Here is a 14,975-nt window from a genome sequence, read left to right on the forward strand (position 1 = left end):
ATGTCCCATTCTGCCTTGCATCACCGCGTATCCTTGCTCGCCCTACTGCCGGCTGTTCTTGTCCTTTCGGCCTGTGGCGCTGGTTCCGCCAGTGCCCAGACGCCGCCCGCCAAGCCACCTGTGACACCTCCGGTCACCGGCGCGTGTGTCAGCGGAACCTGGACGGTCGTTTCGGGAACACCTGATGAAAAAGTCGTACAGTATGAGACCGATCACTTCGCCTTCCGCTGGAAGGACGGCGACGTCAACAAGGCCGATGCCGTGGCCGCCGGTCAGTATCTCGAACTGGTATGGAAGACCTTCATCACCGATGTGAAGTTCCCTGAGCCCTATTGCGATACCGCCAGCAAGCACAAGGCTAATATCAACATCAATCCGGATTCGGGTCTCTTCGGCGGCCCGACCGGTGAGCGCGATATGGGCATGTGGGTCGGACCTCTTGCGCTGAAGGACCACTGGGGTCTGGCGCATGAATTCACCCACGCCTTGCAAGGGTCTACGCGCAGTTTCCGCGATGGCAAATATGTCGGCTGGTTATGGGAAAGCCACGCCAACTGGATGGCGCACCAGATGCCGGAATACCGCGACGAGGTCCATTGCTCCGAATTGCTGGTGAACTTCCCGCACCTCTATTACGGCTCAACACGCGATCGCTACTGTAATTGGCAGTTCCTCGAATATATCAAGGACAAGTACGGCTACAAAACGGTCAACGATCTGTGGGCCAATGGCCTGAAGCCCGATCAAGCCGGCTATTTCGACGAAGATCCGTTCAGCACTCTTATGCGCAACAATAAGTGGTCGATCGCTGATCTCAATGACGAGTTTGGCGAGTGGGCCCTGCGAAATATCACCTGGGATTATGTTGACGAGGCCGGCGAAGATCAGGGCCCGACCTATCGCGCCAAATACGGTGCCTATGATGAACGCGAAGGTCAGCGTACCTTGCGCGTCACCGCGCTCGATCCGCTCGATCTCGGCCAGCGCCGCTTCGCTGTACCGTCTTCCTGGGCACCACAACGCTGGGGTTATAATGTTGTGCGTCTGATGCCGGATAGTGGCGCCAGCAAGATCAAGGTCGATTTCCGCGGCGTGGTGCAATCGGCCTCGGCTACCACCACCCTGCCCGGCTTCACCAATGATACGGCTTCCATCCCCGCCCCTGATTCCGACTGGCGCTGGGGCATCGTCGCAGTTCAGTCCGATGGCACGCCTCGCTATAGCCCGCTGATGGGTGGCGCCGACGGTGATATGGAGTTTCCGCTAAAAGCCGGCGATCAGGCGGTCTATATGGTTGTGGTCGGCACGCCTTCGTCTCAGCAGAAGATCCAGTGGGATCAGGCCTATTATTCGATCTACCGCTATCCGTGGATGGTACAGCTTACCGGCGCCATGCCGCAAGGCTTTGAAGCCGGCGCGCCAAATCCGACCGCCAGCGGCCATCGCCATGCTAATGGCGGCGGCTGGGTAGCCAGCGGCGCTCATGTCGATGCCTCGGTCTATGTCGGACCCTATGCCCGCGTGCTCGGCGGCACGATCAAGGATAATGCCCGAATCGAGGATCACGCCGTCGTTCGTGGCGGCACGGTTTCCGGCAACGCCATCATAGGCGCTATGAGCGTGATCGATGACGGTGTGACGGTGAAGGACAAGGCGGTCGTTCGCACCACCTTCCTCGGTATCGGCGGCTTCGAGCGCGGCACCGAGCTTTCGGGAACAGCGCAAATCATCGGCGATGCCGAGGTGCGCGGCGGCCCCAAGCTCAGTAAGGGCGTCTATAGCGGCTTTGTCGATCAGGATTTCGCAGAAAGATCCCAAACAGGGCGCAGACCTGAACGCACCGGTGCCCGAAGTCACCGCCGGCGGCGCCTATAACTGGCGTCCCTAACCCCAATCATCGGGGGATCACACACCGCAAGCGCTTTGAGACCCGTCTTGGAAAGCCTGTTATTTTTGGGTTTTCCGAGCTTGCTCATAGGCATAGCCGGCTTTAAGCAATAAAAACTCGCTCCATTTCGGCCCGATAAAACTGAGGCCCACCGGCAAACCTTGCACCGCGCCCATCGGCACGCTCAGGTGCGGGTAGCCGGAGGTGGCGGACAATTGCGTGGCGGAGGGGCCGGTATACTGATCGCCATAGACGAGGTCCGACAGCCAGGCTGGGCCATAGGTCGGAGCGATCAAGACCTCGACGTCGTTTTCCTGCAAGAGGCTGTCAATTCGTAGGGCTGAGGCGGTTTTGGCGTGGGCGGCCGCCTTCAGATAATCGGGGTCCGCAAGGCCCTTGGTGGCTTCGGCCTGCTCGAAAAGCTCCTGCTGGAAATACGGCATCTCCTCGGCAGCATGGGCCTTGTTGAAGGCGATAACATCGGCAAGCGAGCGTGTTTTGACCAATGAAGGCGTCGAGGCCAGGTAGTCGTTAAGGTCGGCCTTGAGTTCGACCATCATGACCGTCATTTCAGAGTCACCCAGCCCCTCGACCGAGCTGTCATGGATATCTACGAGCACTGCGCCCTGGCTTTTCAGCGTCTGCAAGGTCAACTCGAAAACGGCGGCGGTCTTCGGATCGTTGCCGATCTGATCGCGCAGCACACCGATGCGGCGGCCGTTCAGGCTGTAGCCAGTAAGCGCCGCTGCATAATCGGCCTTGTGCACATTGGCCTCCGCCGTCGCCATGTCCGTTGCATCACTTCCAGCCATGGCGCTTAGCATCAACGCCACGTCGCTCACGCTGCGGCCCATCGGTCCGGGCGTATCCTGGCTATGCGAGATTGGCACGACATAGGTGCGCGACACCAGTCCGACCGTGGGCTTAAGGCCGACCAGGCCGTTCATCGATGCTGGACAGGTCACACTGCCATCGGTTTCGGTGCCAACCGCCAAAGGCGCCAGCCCTGCCGCCACGGCCGCCCCCGAACCCGATGACGAGCCACAGGCGGTGCGCGCCGGATCATGGGCATTGGCGACCAATCCGCCCACCGCACTCCAGCCACTGATCGAATGGGTCGAGCGGATATTGGCCCACTCCGACAGGTTGGTCTTGCCAAGGATGATCGCGCCGCCGGCACGAAGATTGGCCACGACGGGTGCGTCACGATGAGTGATGTTGTCTTTCAGCGCCAACGAACCGGCAGTTGTCGCCACCTCGTCAAGCGTCTCGATATTGTCCTTGATCAGGATCGGAATCCCCATCAAAGGACCAAACCTTTCGCCGCGTTTTCGCGCCGCATCGGACGCCTTGGCCTGCGTCAACGCGTCCGGATTAACCGCGATAACCGAATGCAGCTTGCCGTCCTTTGCCTTGATCTGATCGAGAGCTGCCCTTGTCAGGTCTTCGGCGCTGTAATCTCCGGCCGTCAGGTGGGCTTCGATCGCGCTGACCGCTGTACCGTTCGCCAGATCGGCCTTGGCCATCACAAACCCGCTGGCCGCATGGCTGACCAAGGGTAAGGCGCCAACAAGGAAGGCAGCCAGAAAGCCGGGCAAAAAAGGACGAACGCACATGATAATTTCCCCTCAAAGGAATGAAGGTAACGTCAGTTTTGTCATCGTGACAAGTGAAACAGTTGCGTCGCTTGCGAAGCGCGCTATGAAGGCACCGCACAAGAGCGTGTTCCGATCTGATTGCATCAGATCGGCGCTCTATTTTTTGCTTTTGCGCGCTTTTTGAGCCGAAAAGTGCGTCACACTTTTCCGAAAGCGCTATAGGAGTTTGCCATGGACCTGAACCCGATCATGCTGGCCGCTGGCGCCGAGATCATGCGTATCTACGCCACCGATTTTACCGTTGTCACCAAAGAGGACGCCTCCCCAGTCACAGCAGCCGATCAAAGGGCCGAGGCCATTATCCTTGCAGGCTTGAAGCATCTCGCGCCGGGCATACCGGTGATTGCCGAGGAAGAGGCTGCCGCCGGGCGCTTCCCGACCACAGCCGGGACCTTTTTTCTGGTCGATCCGCTCGATGGCACCAAGGAATTCATCTCAAAGAACGGCGAATTCACCGTCAATATCGCCCTGATCGAAAACGGCAAGCCGGTGCTGGGCGCAGTCTTCGCCCCGGCCCTCAACAAGATCTATTGGGGCGCCGTCGGTAAAGGCGCCTTTATGGCCGAAGTTGTCGAAGGAAAGATCGGCGAGGCCCGCCCGATCCATGTCCGTGCGCCAGAAGCCGGCTTGATCGCCGTTGGCAGTCGTTCGCATGGTGGTGCCGAGACGCAAACCTATCTCGAAGCCTTCACCGTCGCCGATTTTGTCGCCGCTGGGTCCTCCTTGAAATTTTGCCTGATCGCGGAAGGCGTGGCCGACATCTATCCGCGCATGGGCCGCACCATGGAGTGGGATACCGCGGCGGGTGACGCCGTTTTGCGCGCCGCCGGCGGACGGGTCGAGACGCTCGATGGTCAGCCGCTATCCTATGGCAAGAGATTTCAGGATACTGATGGCGACTATGCCAATCCACACTTTGTAGCGTTCGGTCACAGCAGCATCAGGAAATAGTTGGCTTCGGGGGATCACACACCAGCGTTTTAGACGCCTACAAGGCCATGCAATCGTCTCAGAGCCCCCCAAAGTGCGCTGAGACGATACTTCACGGCCCTCCGCCAGCCCCCCGGCCAAGCAGCACGAACCACGCAGTCTGCACGGAAGCCCTGTAAAAACAAGACTTTGCCGAACATAACCATCCGACATAGTAAAGCCTATCTTAAGATAACGGGCTTATCAACAGTAAGCGGTATCTTTGTATCGTTTTTTTGCGACCTAGACCTGCGCACCACGCCCCGGAATAGCGTTCAGCAGGCTTTGCAGGTGGTCGAGATAGGCATAGAAGGCATCGCGACCTTCAACCGTCAGCTTGGCGATGGTGCGCGGCTTGCCGGCCGCCATGGTCTTGTCGAGCTGGATATAACCGGCGTCTTCAAGCTTTTTCAGGTGCTGTGACAGGTTGCCATCGCTGATGCGGATTTCACCGCGCAGCGTGACAAAATCGGCTTTACCGACCGTCGACAGGAAGGCCAGTATGGCAAGTCTGGCGCGCCCATGGATCACTTCCTCCAGGCTGGCGTGGGCAAACAGGCTCATAGTTGGAACTCCTTAGGTTGGGCGCGTTTTTCGGCCCGCATTAAAATCAAACCGGGCACGACCATGAACAGAAGCGCCGCCGACGCCATCAGAACATAACGCGGCACCTCGCTGTTCAGGACGAACATGGCACTGGCCGTCAAAATCCATCCGGCAGCCACGCAAAGCAACCACGGTTGCCGGCTCGATGTGGCCATGACCGCCAGGACAAGGCTGAAAACAATGGCCAGAAAGGCCATGGTGATATGGGGCTCAGCAACGTGGGCCCATTCACTGCCGACCAGAAAGACAAAGATGCCAATGCCGGCAAAGGTCCACAGGGTCGATATGGCCTGAGCACGCCACGAACGGAAGATATGACGCTGCTTACCCACATGGACAATCATGAGTGCGCCGCCATAGCCGAGAACAAAAGTTGCCAGATTCACCGGCAGATCAAGCGGCAGGAAATGCGCCGCCATAAGCGCTTTCAGGCCATGCGCAAGGCTGAGGATAAGACCCCACCACGCCATAACCGAACCGCCCGAAATGGTAAGGGTGTCCCCGCGACTGACCAGTTCGCGTAACTGGCGCAGTTCATCTCCAAGGTAACCAACCTCCGCCATATCCAGTCGCGGCAGGATGCTGTCATGTATGGGGGTTATGCGCTCATCAGCCATGTCATGCTCCTTGTGCGGAACGATCCTAAAGCTTTATCTCGCCCACGCCAATCCCCCAAATGCGGCGGCCGCATCGGGGGATCACACACCCGGACTATGTGAGCCGTGCCTTGGCTTCTTCGGCGGCCTTTTTCACATCCTGCGCACGCGAGATCGGCGCCACCAGAATGCCGGAAGGGGTCGAGATGACCATGATATCGCTCAGACCAATAATGGCGACCACGGGACCACTGGAATGTACCAGATTGTTATGGGCGTCGATCAGGATCGCCTCGCCCTTCACGTGGTTGGCGCGCTCGTCCTTGTCACCCAGGCGCCAAAGCTCAGCGAAGCCGCCAACATCAGCCCAGCCGATATCACATGGCACGACAGCCGAGCGCGAGGTGTTTTCCATCACGGCGTAATCGACCGAGATTGATGGCACCTGAGCAAACGCTTCTTCATCGAGGTTGATGATCACGCCACCTTCGCTCGGCGTGCGCGCGCCTTTTTTATAGGCATCGACGCAGGCCGCAAGAACTTCGGGAGCATAAAGGCTCAATTCTTCCAGCATGACTTGCGGCGAAAACAGGAAGATGCCGGCGTTCCAGTCGTGGCGACCACCTTCGACATATTTTGTCGCGGTTTCCAGATTGGGCTTTTCCCAGAATTTTTCGATCTGGAAAATGCCCTCAGACAGCTTGGCACCACGTTCGATATAGCCAAAGCCTGTTTCAGGGTGGCTGGGCGTGATCCCAAAAGTGACAATGCGTTCGCGGGCCGTCTCTGACGCGCCCACAACCGCCGCATGGAAGGCGCCCGGCTTTGTGATGACGTGGTCAGCCGGCACCAGAAGCACCAGCGCGTCCGGCGCGAACTCCTGTCCGCTCAGCGCCGCCATGGCGGCGACCGCCGCAGTGTTACGACCGAAAGGTTCCAGAATGACGGCCTGAGGCGCCTTGTCGATCTGTGCAAGTTGCGTCGTGACCAAATCAAGGTGGCCACGTCCGCAGATAGCGACCGGGGCCAGATAATTATCACCCACCAGGCGCAGCGCCGTCTCCTGAATCATAGTCTTTTGGGTCGCGACCGCGTGGAATTGCTTCGGCGCTGCGGGCGTCGAGAGTGGCCATAGACGCGTGCCTGAACCGCCGGACATGATGACGGGAAGAATTTGTATCGACATTCATTTACCTTCGAATTGACGTAAGGGCAGCCCTGGAATGCACTCTTCCACCGTCTCGCCCCGAAAGGCGCATCGCGCAAACCGCGCCCCTTGGTTGCTTCGACCTTACATAGGCGTTTCACCTCTGGCTATACGGTCTGAATAAAAATTCGCTATGGAATTAGTGTTTAAGCGTTTGCACGGTCTTGTGAGCCCTTGGTGGACAATGCTACCAAGGCACATCCTCCTCCCTTAGAAGCGTAAACACACCATGCCCAATCTCTCCGACAATCTTTACGCCAAACAGCAAAGCCTGCACCAGTGGTTGTTCGACCACGCCCTGCCCCTGTGGTGGAATACGGGCGGCGACCTGGAAAAAGGTGGCTTCTATGAAAAGATAAATCTCGACGGCACACCTTGCGACATCGATCGCCGCACACGCGTTGCTGCGCGACAGGTGTTCTCTTATGCTCTAGCCAGCCGTATGGGTTATATGGGGCCGACGGACCCCGCGATCGATCAGGGGCTGAACTGGCTTTCCGGTCCGGCGCGTAACAAGGACACGGGCATGCTCTATGCCACGCTTAAGCCGGACGGTACGGTTGTGCGCGGAGAGTTCGATTTCTACGATCATGCCTTTGCCATGCTAGCCTACGCCTCGGCTTACCGCGTGCGACCCGAGCACAAGGCGCTCGAACGCGCCGCCGTGGCGATCCGCGACAAGATCGTCACCGACTTCTCACACCCCGAGCGTGGTTTCGAAGAGGCCAATCCGCGCACCCTGCCGCTCAAGGCCAATCCACACATGCATATGTTCGAGGCGTGTCTGGCCTGGATGGAAGCGGGCGGCGACGACAAATGGCGCGATATCGCCGCCATGATCGCCGATCTGTGCGTCGAGAAATTCCTCCACCCGGAAACGGGTTCGCTACGCGAATTCTTCGATGGTGACTGGAACGCGCTGGAAGGCGAGATGGGCCGGATCATCGAGCCCGGTCATCAGTTTGAGTGGGCGTGGCTGTTCCTGCGCTGGGCAGAAAAGACCGGTAACGATGCCTACCACAAGACGGCACAACGTCTGATCGACATTGCCGAGACCGCAGGGACAGATCCGATCCGCGATGTGACCTTTAATGAGCTCTGGGATGACTTCACGCCGAAGGACGCCAAGGCGCGTCTATGGCCACAGACCGAGCGCATGAAGGCGTATACCGCTCTGGCACACGCCGCACCTACGCCAGAGGAAAAGCACGCCGCCATCGCCAAGGCGATTGAAGCCAGCGCCGGGCTTGAAAAATATCTCAGCACGGAGATTGTCGGCCTCTATCGTGACCGCATGAAGGAAAATGGCGAGTTCGAGATCGAGCCGGCGCCCGCCAGCACGCTCTACCACATCATCTGCGCCATTGATGAGGTCAGTTCGCTAGACGTATGAGAGACGTGGGGAGCTTAGGGGCTCCCCTTTTTCCATCCGACGGATGCAAAACACCCTTTTCATGACAAGACGAACCGACTAGCTTCGCGCCACATATAAAAGCAAAGCTCGAGGAAAGCGTCATCAAGTCTCAAGTCCGGATCAGCCTGTTTGCGACGGGCCTGCTGGCCTTCGTCTTCACATCTGCCCTGGCACAAGGCCAGCCGTGGCTCGATCGCACGAAGACAGCCGAACAGCGCGCTGCCGCCGCGGTCTCAGCCATGACGCTGGAAGAAAAGCTCGGCCTCGTCATGGGCTATACCGACCCGGAGCAACTGGTGAAGGAGCCTGATGACGTGGTCTCGCCCGCCATCAAGGCCGATGTCGTAGCCCACCACATCAAGGGCTCCGCCGGTTATATCGCAGGCATCCCCCGCCTCGGTATTCCCGCTCAATGGCAAACGGACGCCTCGATCGGCGTACGCGTCGCAGGCATGGAACGCACCGCCCTGCCCTCGTCGCTGGCCACGGCGGCTTCATTTGACCCGATGATCACCGAGGCTGGCGGCGCTATGATCGCGACTGAAGCAAGAGCGTCTGGCTTCAACGTTTTCCTCGCCGGTGGCGGAAACCTGGCGCGCGAACCGCGCAACGGCCGCAATTTTGAATACACGGGTGAAGATCCGGTCCTGACCGGCGATATGACCGGGGGTCTGATCCGCGGCATTCAGTCGAAGCATATGGTTTCGACCATGAAGCATTGGGCGGTCAATGATCAGGAATCACAACGCACCACGGTCGACGTCAAGATCACCAAACAGGCCATGCGCCAGTCGGATTTGCTGGCGTTTGAGCTGGTCTACGATACGTCGAATCCTGGGTCTGTGATGTGCGCCTACAATCTCGTTAACGCAGACTGGGCGTGCGAGAACGACTATCTGCAGAACCAGGTGTTGAAACAGGGCTGGGGTTTCAAAGGCTATATCATGTCCGACTGGGGTGCCGTCCATTCGGCGGCCAAGGCGGCGGTCAATGGCCTCGACCAGTTCACCGGCTACCCGTGCTGCGGTCATCATGGCGCCTTCTTCTCGGAAAAATCGCTAAAGGCCGAGATCTCGGCGGGCACCATACCGATGTCACGCATCGATGACATGGCCGAACGTATTCTCTGGGCGCTGTTCGCCAAGGGCGTGGTCGATGATCCGGCAAAGGTCGGTCCGATCGATTTCAAGGCTAGTGCCGACGTGGCGCAAGCCGCCGCCGAGGCCTCTTTGGTCCTGCTGAAGAACGACGGCAATCTGCTGCCGCTCAACGCCAGATCAATCGCCATGATCGGCGGTCATGCCGACAAGGGCGTGCTGTCGGGCGGCGGGTCATCCGGCGTCACCCCTATAGGCGGCAGTGCGGTGCAAGGTGTCGCCCCCACCAGCTGGCCGGGCCCCGTGGTCTATCAGCCGTCCTCTCCGGTAAAGGCCTTGACGGCCGCAACGACGGCGAAGATCAGCTATGTCAGTGGCGAGACTATCGCGGAGGCTGTCGCCCTGGCGAAAAAGAGCGAGGTCGCCATCGTCTTTGTGACACAGTTTATGGGCGAAGGCATCGACAACCCGCTGGAACTCGATGGTAACCAGGATGCTTTGGTCGCGGCGGTTGCCAGGGCCAATCCAAAAACCATCGTGGTGGTTGAATCAGGGGGCGCTATTCTGATGCCGTGGCTCAAGGATGTGCCGGCGGTGCTGGAAGCCTTCTATCCCGGCGTCCGCGGCGGCGAAGCCATCGCCAACATCCTGACCGGAAAGGTCAATCCGTCCGGCCACCTGCCGATCACCTTCCCGGCCTCGAACGATCAACTGGCCCATCCCGAAATTTCGGGCTTCCATAAGGCCGACGGTATTCCCGTGTCGATCACCTATGATGAAGGCGCCGCCATCGGCTACAAGTGGTATGACCTGAAGGGTTACAAGCCGTTGTTCGCCTTCGGCCATGGCCTGAGCTACACCTCTTTTGAGGTGTCGGATCTGAAACCGGCCATCTCCGGCAAGGGCCTTACGGTGCATTTCTCGGTGAAGAACACCGGCAAGCTCAAAGGCGCCACCGCGGCGCAGGTCTATGTTGGCGGCGACAAGACGGCGGGCTGGGAAGCGCCTAAGCGCCTCGGCGCTTTCGCCAAGGTCGATCTGGCGCCCGGCGCCTCACATACGATCGAAGTCAGCATCGATCCGCGCGTTCTGGCCACCTATGACGAAGCCACCGATAGTTGGGTGATCAAGGCAGGTGCCTACCACGTCATGCTGGGTTTAAGTTCAGACACGCTTTCGCAGGCCACCAGCATCACCCTGCCGGAAAGCCGCTGGAGCGCGAATTGTCGTTAGCTTGGAGACGAATTGTGCAAAGCCGCATTTTGGCCCATAAATAACCTATTATGCAGTGAGCAGGCTTTGAAATTTTCCGTCAAATTTAGGTGCTCCGAATGGTATACGAGATCGAAGCAGAGGCAGCCATTGCCCTATCCCGATTTGGCCTCGGCGCTCATCGGGAGGGGTACAAAGTACTGGGTAAATTTCCGCGAAAAACGCTACTCGCAGAGATCGATCGCCGTGACCATCCCCCCGCAGAACTGGCTGCCCTGCCGTCCGGACCTCGCTTGCTTCAAGAGCTCATCCAATATGACAATCAAGTAAAGACACGCAACGCAGCGCCTAATAAAAACAATCTTCCTTCCCTACCACCCGATCCTTACCACGCTAGTTTTTTTAGCGAAATCGACGCACGCTTCAACAAGGTTATGTTGTCCGATGTTATTGGGTTTCGTGAACGCTTGGTTATGTTCTGGAGCAATCACTTTGCGATTTCCTATTTCAAGGCCAGCGAAACCTACACCAGTGTAGGAGCGTTTGAACGTGAAGCCATACGCCCCTACGTCTTTCGCAAGTTTAGCGACATGCTGACAGCTGTTGAGAGGCATCCGTGTATGCTGTTATATCTCGATAACACACGTTCATTGGGTCCAAACTCTAAAGCGGGTTTAGCCGTATCGCGGGGACTAAATGAAAATCTTGCCCGAGAAATCCTGGAATTGCACACCTTGGGCGTGGGTTCAGGCTATACCCAAGCTGACGTAACAGCGCTTTCGCGCGTTATTACCGGCTGGTCTTCTAACTCGGAGCCTGAAAAAGGTCCTGTCGGCGCATTCATTTTCCACGCTGTTCACCACGAACCCGGCACCCAAACCATACTTGGCAAATCTTATCCTGATAAAGGTATGACTCAGGGCATGGATGTGCTGAACGATCTTGCCATTCATCCTGCGACCGCGCGACATATCTCTTTTAAGCTCGCACGGCATTTCATTTCTGATAACCCTCCAATCAAAGTCGTCGCGCGACTAGAAAAAGCCTTTAACGATACGGGTGGTGATCTTGGGGCTCTCACTCGCGCGTTGATATTATCACCTGAAGCTTGGACACCCAAACGTGCCAAAATACGCATGCCTCAGGAATATTTGTCGGCTATTATGCGCCTCACCGGGCACAGGATAGCGCCACAGCAAATTTTGGATTTTTTGCGCATCATGGGGCAACCCAATTGGGGGGCTGACGCACCTAATGGCTTTTCCGATTTATCAAGCGTGTGGAGTTCACCTGCGGAAATGAGTGCCAGGCTAAGTGTCGCCAATTATATATCCTATCAGATAGCCGATATTCCTGATCCCGGCCTTCTTGTCGAAAGCGCTTTTGGTCCCATTTTGAGTGATACGACACGCCAAGCGATTACTCGCGCCGAAACGCGCCAACAAGCCCTTACTCTCTTGTTTATGTCTCCGGAATTTATGAGACGCTAATGACAAATCATAATATTAACAGGCGCGAGCTTATCGGCATGGGAGGCGCATTAGGGATATCTGTCGCCTTTGGCGCTGGGATCCCTGCGATTGGTCACGCCGCCGGTGCCCGTGATCCTAGGTTCATCACCCTGCTATTGCGTGGGGGACTGGATGGATTAAGTGCTGCCCCTCCCTTGTTTGATCCGGACTATCAACGACTAAGAGGCAACTTAGGTGTTGATGCGGATCACTGTATTCCAATCGCGGGGGGATTTGGTCTACACCCTTCGCTTGTTCATTTATCGCGACAATACAAGGCTGGGAACGCAGCCGTTGTTCACGCATGCGCTACACCCTATCGTGACAGATCTCATTTTGACGGTCAGGATGTTTTGGAATCAGGGGGGGCAGGGGTGGGGCGCGCGGATACTGGCTGGCTTAACAGGATGCTGTGTTCTCTGAAGATTGAGCAGAGTACAACAACAAAAGGCCTGGCAATTGGTCCTGTGACACCATTGATACTACGTGGACAGGCCGACGTGTTAGGCTGGTCTCCGACGCCACTCAACGCACCAGATCCTGAGCTGGCCGCACGCGTGCTTGGAATATACGAACATACTGATAAGGTTCTCGCTGCGACGCTCAGAGCGTCGATGGAGACGAGTAAAATTGTTGCCAATGTCGGTCATACGCCTTCGTCGACCGGCGGCGAAGATCCAAATGTTGCAATCGCCGCTGGCGCCGCACGCCTACTGGCTTCGAGCGATGGCCCCCGCATCGCAGCCCTATCATTTGAAGGATGGGACACACATGCGGGCGAAAAGGAGCGTATAACGAACTTGTTGACCAGTCTCGATAATGTCCTGAACGCTTTCGAAGATGGACTTGGCGGCGCTTGGCGAGATACAGTTATACTTGTCGCTACGGAATTCGGCAGGACGGCAGCCGTTAATGGCACGGATGGCACGGATCATGGCACCGCCACAACGGCACTTTTGACAGGCGGCGCGGTCAAGGGCGGACGTGTTATTGCCGAGTGGCCGGGATTAAAAAATTCTCAGCTCTATGAAGGCAGGGATTTGGCACCAACTCTCGATCTGCGCGCCGTCGCTAAGGGCATAATGACGGGTCTTTATGATATGACGTCACTGTCCATGTCTAAATTTGTATTTCCTGATTCATCATCTATTCTGCCCATGCCTGACTTGATCGTTTAGAAATAATACCATTTGAAACCGGATTGACCCTGAGGGCCGCTTGTGGGAACGTGGTGCACATCATAAAGCCACTATAAGCAGACAACCGGCGCGAGCGTGCCGGCAAGTCTGTCAGATATCTTTAGGATATCGTGCCTGAAAGAGCCTGCCCTCATGCGATCAGTCTTGATATGAACGCCACAGCAAAACTGCCCTGGGCGCACAGCGTCACGGATCTGTTCACCATCGGCATTGGACCATCGAGTTCGCACACGGTGGGGCCAATGCGCGCCGCAGTGCATTTCGCCGAGCAGGCGGTGGCGAAGGAAAACCCCACACGCGTCATCTGCCAGCTTTACGGATCGTTGGCCCTGACCGGCAAGGGCCACGCCACCGATACAGCAGTGCTAGTTGGGCTTTCCGGCTGCCTGCCCGATCGTGTTGATCCCGAAGCCATCGCGCCTCTGGTCACCGAGATACGTGCCACGCAGAGCCTCAAGCTCGCGGGCATCACGGATATCGTCTTTGATCCAGAGAGCGATCTGCAGTTCATGATGGGCGAGTTTCTGCCGGAGCACTCTAATGGCCTGCGTTTTGAGGCGCACTATGCTGAGGGCCCGCCTCTGATCGCCACCTATTTCTCGATCGGAGGCGGTGCTATTACCGGCGATACCGTCATCAATAACTCAAGCAATATCGCCCTGCCCTATGCTTATGGCTCAGGCGCTGACCTGCTGGCGATCTGCCGTAACGAAGGCCTTGCCATAGCCGAAGTGGTAGCAAGCAACGAACAGGCTTTCCGCACCGAGGCCGACACCCTTGAATTTATCGATTCCGTCCGTGCGGCCATGATGGCCAGTATCGAGCGCGGCTGCACCATGGACGGCACCTTACCCGGTGGCCTCAATGTCAAGCGCCGCGCCAAGGCGATGCGCGATACCCTGATCCAGCGTGGCCCACGCATAGATCCATCGCATATTTTCGAGTGGGTCAGTCTCTATGCTCTGGCGGTCAATGAGGAAAACGCCGCCGGCGGTCGCGTGGTGACCGCGCCCACCAATGGCGCGGCCGGCGTGCTCCCGGCCGTGATAAAATATTACGAAACCTTTGTGCCCGGCGCCACGGCGGAGGGCTCACGCATCTTGCTAATGACGGCCGCAGCCATCGGCTTTCTTTACAAGAATAATGCTTCGATCTCGGCGGCTGAGATGGGCTGCCAGGGCGAGGTCGGAGTCGCCTGTTCGATGGCGGCAGCCGGATTAAGCGCGGCGCTTGGCGGCACGCCCGGCCAGATCGAGAACGCGGCCGAAATCGGCATGGAGCATAATCTTGGCCTGACCTGTGATCCGATCGGCGGACTAGTCCAGGTGCCCTGCATCGAGCGCAACACCATGGGCGCCATTAAGGCGATCAATGCCACCTATCTCGCGCTCAATGGCGACGGCCAGCATATTGTTTCGCTCGATGCCGTGATCGAGACCATGCGCCAGACCGGCGAGGACATGCGCAGCAAGTACAAGGAAACCAGCCTCGGCGGATTGGCGGTTAATGTGGTGGAGTGTTGATCAAGTCGACATAGATTAGGATTGCTGAACTATTACGGCAGCCTTAAACGTTTGTGGCTCGCGCGATCGGTAGCTAGAAGATGCGCTCGATACAT

General features: G+C 57.7%; 11 protein-coding genes. 7 read left to right on the forward strand and 4 right to left on the reverse strand.

Annotation, left to right across the window (positions count from 1 at the left end):
- Window positions 1-1,875, forward strand: a 1,875-nt coding sequence (locus tag ABQ278_RS16925) for an Svx/AvrXca family virulence/avirulence protein (RefSeq protein WP_349322205.1), incomplete at its 5' end; no start/stop codon positions are given.
- 72 nt (window positions 1,876-1,947) lie between these two features.
- On the opposite strand, the gene ABQ278_RS16930 is transcribed toward ABQ278_RS16925, so the two are convergent.
- Complete coding sequence (locus ABQ278_RS16930; protein ID WP_349322206.1) at window positions 1,948-3,504, reverse strand: amidase; 1,557 nt, start codon at window positions 3,502-3,504, stop codon at window positions 1,948-1,950.
- 213 nt (window positions 3,505-3,717) lie between these two features.
- Here ABQ278_RS16930 and cysQ point away from each other — a divergent pair, with 213 nt between their 5' ends.
- A complete protein-coding gene (gene cysQ, locus ABQ278_RS16935) occupies window positions 3,718-4,497 on the forward strand; it encodes a 3'(2'),5'-bisphosphate nucleotidase CysQ (RefSeq protein WP_349322207.1) in 780 nt (259 codons plus the stop codon).
- A 261-nt stretch (window positions 4,498-4,758) separates the two neighbouring features.
- Here cysQ and ABQ278_RS16940 read toward each other — a convergent pair whose 3' ends face one another.
- The 3 genes from ABQ278_RS16940 to ABQ278_RS16950 all read right to left on the reverse strand — a co-directional run bounded on the left by ABQ278_RS16940 (window position 4,759) and on the right by ABQ278_RS16950 (window position 6,903).
- Window positions 4,759-5,079 carry a transcriptional regulator gene (locus tag ABQ278_RS16940; protein ID WP_349322208.1) on the reverse strand — a complete coding sequence of 107 codons (321 nt, stop codon included), beginning with the start codon at window positions 5,077-5,079 and terminating at the stop codon, window positions 4,759-4,761.
- Window positions 5,076-5,738: a hypothetical protein gene (locus tag ABQ278_RS16945; RefSeq protein WP_349322209.1), complete on the reverse strand. Its 663-nt coding sequence runs from the start codon at window positions 5,736-5,738 to the stop codon at window positions 5,076-5,078. Before ABQ278_RS16945 ends, ABQ278_RS16940 begins: the two co-directional genes overlap by 4 nt.
- 94 nt (window positions 5,739-5,832) lie before the next feature.
- Window positions 5,833-6,903, reverse strand: a complete 1,071-nt coding sequence (locus ABQ278_RS16950) for a mannose-1-phosphate guanylyltransferase/mannose-6-phosphate isomerase (protein WP_349322210.1) — start codon at window positions 6,901-6,903, stop codon at window positions 5,833-5,835.
- Between the two features lie 250 nt (window positions 6,904-7,153).
- Between ABQ278_RS16950 and ABQ278_RS16955 the strand changes: the two genes are divergently transcribed.
- The 5 genes from ABQ278_RS16955 to ABQ278_RS16975 all read left to right on the forward strand — a co-directional run bounded on the left by ABQ278_RS16955 (window position 7,154) and on the right by ABQ278_RS16975 (window position 14,880).
- Entirely contained in the window at window positions 7,154-8,317 is a 1,164-nt protein-coding gene (locus ABQ278_RS16955) for an AGE family epimerase/isomerase (RefSeq protein ID WP_349322211.1), read from the forward strand.
- A gap of 260 nt (window positions 8,318-8,577) precedes the next feature.
- Window positions 8,578-10,668: a glycoside hydrolase family 3 C-terminal domain-containing protein gene (locus ABQ278_RS16960; RefSeq protein ID WP_349322212.1), complete on the forward strand. Its 2,091-nt coding sequence runs from the start codon at window positions 8,578-8,580 to the stop codon at window positions 10,666-10,668.
- A 98-nt stretch (window positions 10,669-10,766) separates the two neighbouring features.
- A complete protein-coding gene (locus tag ABQ278_RS16965) occupies window positions 10,767-12,137 on the forward strand; it encodes a DUF1800 family protein (protein WP_349322213.1) in 1,371 nt (456 codons plus the stop codon).
- Window positions 12,137-13,336 carry a DUF1501 domain-containing protein gene (locus ABQ278_RS16970; protein WP_349322214.1) on the forward strand — a complete coding sequence of 400 codons (1,200 nt, stop codon included), beginning with the start codon at window positions 12,137-12,139 and terminating at the stop codon, window positions 13,334-13,336. The genes ABQ278_RS16965 and ABQ278_RS16970 overlap by 1 nt, the downstream gene beginning before the upstream one ends.
- A 170-nt stretch (window positions 13,337-13,506) precedes the next feature.
- Entirely contained in the window at window positions 13,507-14,880 is a 1,374-nt protein-coding gene (locus tag ABQ278_RS16975; protein WP_349322215.1) for an L-serine ammonia-lyase, read from the forward strand.
- Window positions 14,881-14,975: the final 95 nt, after the last annotated feature.

This window comes from Asticcacaulis sp. MM231 (assembly GCF_964186625.1).
In the GTDB taxonomy this organism is placed as follows: domain Bacteria; phylum Pseudomonadota; class Alphaproteobacteria; order Caulobacterales; family Caulobacteraceae; genus Asticcacaulis.

Coding starts and splice junctions, on each gene's coding strand:
- ABQ278_RS16930 (WP_349322206.1), bottom strand. CDS start 3,504: ATGTGCGTTCGTCCTTTTTTGCCCGGCTTTCTGGCTGCCTTCCTTGTT.
- cysQ (WP_349322207.1), top strand. CDS start 3,718: ATGGACCTGAACCCGATCATGCTGGCCGCTGGCGCCGAGATCATGCGT.
- ABQ278_RS16940 (WP_349322208.1), bottom strand. CDS start 5,079: ATGAGCCTGTTTGCCCACGCCAGCCTGGAGGAAGTGATCCATGGGCGC.
- ABQ278_RS16945 (WP_349322209.1), bottom strand. CDS start 5,738: ATGGCTGATGAGCGCATAACCCCCATACATGACAGCATCCTGCCGCGA.
- ABQ278_RS16950 (WP_349322210.1), bottom strand. CDS start 6,903: ATGTCGATACAAATTCTTCCCGTCATCATGTCCGGCGGTTCAGGCACG.
- ABQ278_RS16955 (WP_349322211.1), top strand. CDS start 7,154: ATGCCCAATCTCTCCGACAATCTTTACGCCAAACAGCAAAGCCTGCAC.
- ABQ278_RS16960 (WP_349322212.1), top strand. CDS start 8,578: ATGACGCTGGAAGAAAAGCTCGGCCTCGTCATGGGCTATACCGACCCG.
- ABQ278_RS16965 (WP_349322213.1), top strand. CDS start 10,767: ATGGTATACGAGATCGAAGCAGAGGCAGCCATTGCCCTATCCCGATTT.
- ABQ278_RS16970 (WP_349322214.1), top strand. CDS start 12,137: ATGACAAATCATAATATTAACAGGCGCGAGCTTATCGGCATGGGAGGC.
- ABQ278_RS16975 (WP_349322215.1), top strand. CDS start 13,507: ATGAACGCCACAGCAAAACTGCCCTGGGCGCACAGCGTCACGGATCTG.